The 6,665-nt window shown below is 39.1% G+C and carries 6 protein-coding genes; all 6 read right to left on the minus strand.

Going from position 1 to position 6,665, the window contains the following annotated elements:
• On the minus strand, positions 1-2,112 hold a 2,112-nt coding region (locus ACZFYI_RS13275), incomplete at its 3' end, for a TonB-dependent receptor (protein ID WP_462524609.1).
• Positions 2,113-2,194: 82 nt separating this feature from the next.
• Complete coding sequence (locus ACZFYI_RS13280; protein WP_462524610.1) at positions 2,195-2,908, minus strand: fatty acid desaturase; 714 nt, start codon at positions 2,906-2,908, stop codon at positions 2,195-2,197.
• A gap of 23 nt (positions 2,909-2,931) precedes the next feature.
• On the minus strand, positions 2,932-3,777 hold the full coding sequence (locus tag ACZFYI_RS13285; protein ID WP_462524611.1) for a 4-hydroxy-3-methylbut-2-enyl diphosphate reductase: 846 nt from the start codon (positions 3,775-3,777) through the stop codon (positions 2,932-2,934).
• Positions 3,778-3,874: 97 nt separating this feature from the next.
• Positions 3,875-4,717, minus strand: a complete 843-nt coding sequence (locus ACZFYI_RS13290; RefSeq protein ID WP_462524612.1) for a phytoene/squalene synthase family protein — start codon at positions 4,715-4,717, stop codon at positions 3,875-3,877.
• Between the two features lie 24 nt (positions 4,718-4,741).
• Positions 4,742-6,226 carry a phytoene desaturase family protein gene (locus ACZFYI_RS13295; protein ID WP_462524613.1) on the minus strand — a complete coding sequence of 495 codons (1,485 nt, stop codon included), beginning with the start codon at positions 6,224-6,226 and terminating at the stop codon, positions 4,742-4,744.
• Positions 6,226-6,665: RNA polymerase sigma factor (locus tag ACZFYI_RS13300; RefSeq protein ID WP_462524614.1), on the minus strand; the 440-nt coding region annotated here is incomplete at its 5' end. The genes ACZFYI_RS13300 and ACZFYI_RS13295, both read right to left, overlap by 1 nt.

The following is a 6,665-nucleotide window of genomic DNA, read 5'->3' on the forward strand; positions in this document are numbered from 1 at the left end:
ACCTGTCAAGTCCCAAACTTCCCTCAAAGATGATGTTTCGACATCCACAGGAGTAAATGGCAGTCCTCCAAGATACCTCCATCTTGCACCTATTTCCCAGTTTTTCTTAAACCTTCTTCCTGCAGTCAAACTCACAATTACCCTATTATCCCAAGCAGAAGGAACAAAACCTTCTGTATTTGGATTTGTAAATTCACTCCGCACCAAAGTGACAGCAGCGATTCCGTAAAAATTATTGAAGAGTCGCTGTTGGGCCAAAAACTCCAATCCATAGGCACGCCCATCAGAATCCGAATTTACCGGTTCATTTCCAATCACACCGAAATCTGCACCTAGATTCGCAAGGGAAATTCCGTTTCGGATCGAAGAGGGGTAATTGGCATAAAGCTTATAAAATCCCTCCACACTAAATCTCCTGTTTTTCTCTGGAATAACTTTTTCAATCCCTGTAATGAAATGGGTTGACCTGATAAATCGGATGTCATTTAATTGATTTTCCAATTCCCCATCACTGTTTCTGTATCCCAATGCAGTATAAGGCGGTTTTTGGTAGTATATGCCGACATTGGCGGTCCAAAATAGCTGTGGTTTGATCTGGTAAGAAACAGAAGCTCTTGGACTAAGCTGGTTGAGAGGATTTTGAGCAGTTTTTCCGAATGTACTTCCATCCATTCTCAATCCCCCAGTAACTAAAAGACGCTCATTGTTAAAATATTTGCTTGCAGATACAAATCCACCATAACTGTTGAAAAATGCTTCGGCTTCAATATTTACTATTTCCCCTTCTGTAGCTAAAATTGACCTGTCAAAATCTTTGATGTAATATCTTGAATATTCATAATTTACCCCATATTTCAGGTTAAAGCCGTTGGCGAAAATGGAATTTTCTGCCCTAAATTTATTCTCACTTTCCTGTGAAGTATAATCAAATAATAGATTTTGAGGATCGCTGCTGTCATTTTGGGCATATTTAAAAGTCCGGTTGTTCAGCATATTTCTACTCAAAATGAAAGTCCAAAATCCATTTTCTCTGAATCTTTTTAGCTTTAAGCCTGTAGCATAATTCCATTGGGTAGATACAGGAAGATTCTCTAAAGTATACAGCCTCTGTTCCCTTTCTTCTTCAGTTTCATCTTCGGGGACATCAAAATTCAATGCAAAATCATCGATTGCTCCAACCCCAATGAAGGTCAATTCTGTCTTGGCGTTGAGTTTTGTTACTGTTTTTAATTGGAAATCATTGAAAGTAGGTAGGAAAGGGAGTTGAAGTTGTCTGAATAAAAATTGCAGGTAAGATCTTCTAGCGGAAAGGATGTAGGTCGTTTTTTCGCCGATCGGGCCTTCATTGGATAAAGTAAGTTCACTTGCGCCCAAAGTCATTTGGGTAAACATTTTGTCTTTTCTTCCTTCTTTTAATTGAAATTCGAAGAAAGAACTCAGAGAGTTCATCCTATCAGCAGGAAACCCACCTGTGATGACATCCACATTTTTGATCAGATTCACATTCAGTATCCCTACCGGACCACCTGAGGAACCCTGTGTCGAAAAGTGATTGATGACAGGTACCTCAATTTCATCGATAAAGAATTTATTTTCGTTTGGTGCACCACCACGGATGATGATGTCGTTTCTGAAACTTGCCGTGCTTGCCACACCTGGAAGAGATTGAATCACTCGGCTTATATCCCTGTTTCCGCCTGGATATCGTTCGATTTCATTGGTATTGAGTCTTCTTACTGAGATTGGTGTCTCATCGGATCTAGTAAATTCCGCATCAACAGTCACTTCCGTCAATTCGGATGCTTCTTCTTTCAAGTCAAAGTCAAGCCTTACCGCTCTTGCCAATGTCACCTGGATTTCAAAGAAAGTTTTGGCTCGATATCCAATAAAACTCGCTCTGATATTGTAAAGCCCTGCCGGCAAGTCTGATAATATATAATTTCCGTTTTCATCTGTCACTGTCCCAAAGTCTGTCCCCAAAACGACCACATTGGCAAAGGGAATCCCTTCGTTGTTTACCGGATTAAAAACCCGTCCCTGGACTTGACCTCCTTGGGCGAATAAATCAGAAATTGTAAATGAAAGGAAGATAAGTGTAAAGAATAATCTCATATGCTGGTATTAGTTTTCTAAGTTCTAATCTGTTTTTAGTCAGAATTGTTCAATCAAATCTAAAAAATTGATAAATATTAAATCAGATATCTTGTTTGAGTTCTTCTTTTACCCTCCAAAGCCTCCACCATGGAGTACCGGGAGAATCATGATGCTCGAAATGGTATCCGAAAAAGTAACAAGAAAAAAAAGCCCATATATGGTTTTTTGATTGGCTTTTAGAATGGTGTTTGTTGTCTGATTCTCCTTTGTGAGGCAGGTAAGTGCCAAAATAAAAGAGTTGGAGCGTAGACAGTATAGCAGGCAGCATCCAAAATACGATTAGGTTTTCGGTAGGAAGAAAAAGTTTAAGGATATTGAATGTTATTGCCATCAGCAGGATTTGCCAAACAGAAACATATTGTCTGATAAAACTCAGGTACCAAATCAGAAATTTGCCGGATGGGTGATAGTCAGGATCTTTGTCAGTCGCGACAAAACGGTGATGTTCATGGTGCTTTGGAAAAAGCCTCCAATAGAAGTTATAGGAAAAAAGTATGGCCGAAATCCAACCGATTGTATGGTTTAGTTTTTTGTTTTCTGACACAATACCATGCATGGCATCATGAGCGGTAATAAATAAGCCCGTGTAGAGATGTGTTTGAATCAAAATGCCCAAATAGACCAAAGGATTTGACCATGAAATATCAAGACTGAGAAGAAAAAACAAGGAGGCAAACCAAATAAAAATGATGGTCAACGCGATGATAACACCGGTTTTTCCTATCGGATTTGATGGATTATTTTTGAAATTCACGTTGCAAATTTAGAAAAGAAACCTTAAAAAGTCTCGATTCTTTCTTTTACTTGTTCCATAAGCCACATAGGTGTAGAAGTTGCTCCACATATGCCGACTGTCTCATTTTGGGTAAACCAATCTATGTCTACCTGATCCGGATTAGACACAAAGTAAGTATTGGCATTCTTCTCTTTACAGACATTGTAAAGGACTTTCCCATTTGATGATTTGGTCCCGCTGACGAATATGATCCTGTCAAATTTTTCTGCAAAAATCCTCAGTTCTTTGTCTCTATTGGAAACCTGTCTGCAAATGGTATCATTGGTATTTACCTCAATGCCACTTTCTTTGAAAGCTTCATTTATTTTGTAGAAGTTGTCAGTACTTTTTGTTGTCTGACTGTATAAAGTCAGATTTTTAGGTAAGGAGGGTAAATCGAGTTCTTTGATGTCTTGGAAAACGACAGCTTTGTTATTGGTTTGACCGAGTAAACCGATTACCTCAGCATGCCCATGCTTTCCATAGATATAAATTGTTTCGTCTTTGTCAAAGGAATTCTTGATACGGTTTTGAAGCTTAAGTACAACAGGACAACTCGCATCTATCAAAGTCAAATTGTTGTTGATTGCCAATTCATAAGTCGAGGGTGGTTCGCCGTGTGCGCGGATCAAGACCTTTTCATTGAAGAGAGATTTCAATTCATCGTGATCGATGATTCGCAATCCTTTTTTAGTAAGTCTGTTAACCTCTTCATCATTGTGTACAATGTCTCCCAAACAATACAGGTAACCTTGCTCTTCAAGTACCTCTTCTGCCATTTCGATGGCATAGACAACCCCAAAACAAAAACCGGAATGCTGATCGATTTGTACTTTCAAATTCATCATGATGCATTAACTATGGACTTGCCTAATTGTTTGTAATCTTTTTATTTCTAAACTTTTTTGAACCAGATTCTCTCTTTTTAAAGGAGATTGCCTGATATCAATTGAATCCGAGTTTTGTTCCAAAGTAAGTACTCAGCAGCAGAGACAGTTTCCTGCTGTTTGGAATTCGGACTCTTTGGTGTGTGATGGTTTCAGGAGGTAGGCTTTTGATTTTATCAAAGAGTTTTTGATAATAAAGGTAAGCTACTTTTACTCCCATTTTGGCACCTTTGGGTAATCTCAAGATTCCATCTAAAGCCTCATCAAAATCCTTTTGTATATCTTCCTCAATAAGTTGTTTGGTCGATTTATCAAAGGAATTGAAATCTACTCCCGGAAAATATACCCTGCCTCTTTCTTCAAAATCACTTTTGATGTCTCTAAGGAAGTTTACTTTTTGAAATGCTGCGCCAAGCTTACAAGCTGGGGATTTGAGTTTTTCATATTCCTCTTCATCCCCCTCACAAAACACCTTCAGACACATCAATCCCACTACTTCTGCTGAACCATAGATATATTCATGGTACCTTGAATCATTGTAGGTTTTGAAATCAAGATCCATTTCCATACTTCTCAAAAAAGCCTCTATCAGCCCTTTGTCTATTTTGTACTGATTTACTATCAATTGAAAGGCATGGAGAACAGGGTTGAGACTGATCTTTTCTTCGATAGCTTCATAAGCATCACTCTTGAACCTTTCTAGCAAGGCTTTCTTGTCTTTGTCATGAAACGTATCCACTATTTCATCCGCATACCGCACAAAGCCATAGATGGCATAGATAGGCAAATGAAATTTTTTATCCAAAGTTTTGATCCCCAAAGTAAAGCTAGTGCTGTACCTCTGGGTAATCAGCTTACTACATTCGAAAGTCGTATTGTCAAAAAGGCTCCTCGCATTCATACCTTCAATATACCAATTAATTTACTAATTGTTTTCTTTGATCACTTCTCTGGCAACTACATGTCCTGAAATAAGACTTGGAGGGACGCCGGGCCCCGGAACAGTCAGTTGTCCAGTATAGTATAAGTTCTTGACTTTTTTATTTTTAAGGGAGGGCTTTAGGATCGCTGTTTGGAAGAGTGTATTTGCCAATCCATAGGCATTTCCTTTGAAAGCATGATAATCCGCTTTAAAATCACTGTGTGCATAGGAGCGCTTATAAATAATATGGCTCCTGATTTCCTGCCCGATAAGCTTTTCAAGTCTGTCCATAACCATATGGAAATATTTCTCTCTAATTTCTTCTCCATCCTGAAGGTCAGGGGCAAGAGGTATAAGTATTACCAAGTTTTCTTGGCCATCAGGAGCAACACTAGGATCGGTTTTGGAAGCTGCGGAGAGGTAGAATAAAGGTCTTTCAGGCCATCTGGGATTTTTGTAAATGGCATCTGCATGTGGTCCCATAGGTTCATCAAAGAAAAGACAATGGTGGGTGATATTCTCTATCTTTTTATCAACACCTAAATAGAATAATAGACTTGATGGGGCCATGACCCGCTTATCCCAATAGTCTGCATCATAATTTCTGAATTCAGGTGCCAACAATACACTGTCTACATGGTGATAGTCAGCACCTGCCACCACAATGTCTGCTTCTATCTTTTCTCCGTTTTTCAATACCAAATTTTGGGCAATTCCATTCTTGACATTAATATGGGAAACCTCAGCTCCCAATCGGATTTTTACTCCTTTTTCTTCCGCCAGATTGATCATACCTTCGACTATTTTGTACATTCCTCCCATAGGATACCATGTTCCCAAAGCTATATCCGCATAATTCATCAGACTATAGAGTGCGGGGATATTGTCAGCTGTTTCTCCCAAAAAAAGGACAGGAAACTCCATCAGCCGGATGATTTTTTCGTTTGTAAAAAACTTCCGCACATGCTTTGACATAGACTGGAAAACATCCATCCTTACCACATCCACGAGTAGCTTGGGATTGGTGAATTCCATTAAAGACCTGCTGGGCTTATAAACCAAATCTTGGATCCCCACTTTGTATTTATAGGCGGCTTGTTTCAGGAATTCATCTAATTTTGGTCCAACCCCCGGTTCCAATGATTCCAAAAGGTTCTTGAAATCTTTCAGATTTGAAGGTATTTCCATGAAATCATTCTCTCCAAAAACCACTGTGTATGAAGGGCTAAGCCGTACGAGGTCATAATAGTCAGAAGGTTTTTTCCCAAAGCTTCCAAAGTAAGTTTCAAACACATCCGGCATCCAATACCAGCTGGGACCCATATCAAAAACAAAACCCTCGGATTCGAACTGTCTCGCTCTTCCCCCGGGGGTATCATTTTTTTCTAGAAGTGTTACTTGATATCCGGCATTTGCCAGGTGTGTGGCTGCGGACAGTCCGGCAAAACCCGAACCAATCACTACCACGCTTTTCTTTCTTTTTGACATTAATTTCTATGTTTGTACATATGCAAGTCATCTTTGAGTAGTTTCCTGGCTATATGTATTCTATTTTTTACAGTTCCGATAGGAATATCCAATTTGTCTGCAATCTCATGGTATTTGAAACCTCTGAAGTGCATCATAAAGGGAGTCTTATAAACCTCTTCAAGGTTTTCGATGGCCACTTGGATGTCATTCATAGCAAAGTCGCCATAAGCTCCATTTTCAACTAGAACGTCTCCTGAATTAAGATAATGCAAATTATCGGTTGTGTCAACAAATGTACCTCTTCTTACCATTCTTTGGTAGTTGGTGATAAAGGTATTCTTCATAATCGTATAAAGCCACGCCTTCAGGTTTGTTCCTTCTGTGAATTTATCTTTGTTGGTAAAAGCTTTGACCATAGTATCCTGCAGAAGATCGTTGGCATCATCTGTGTCCCTGG

The sequence above is a fragment of the Aquiflexum sp. genome (genome assembly GCF_977115555.1).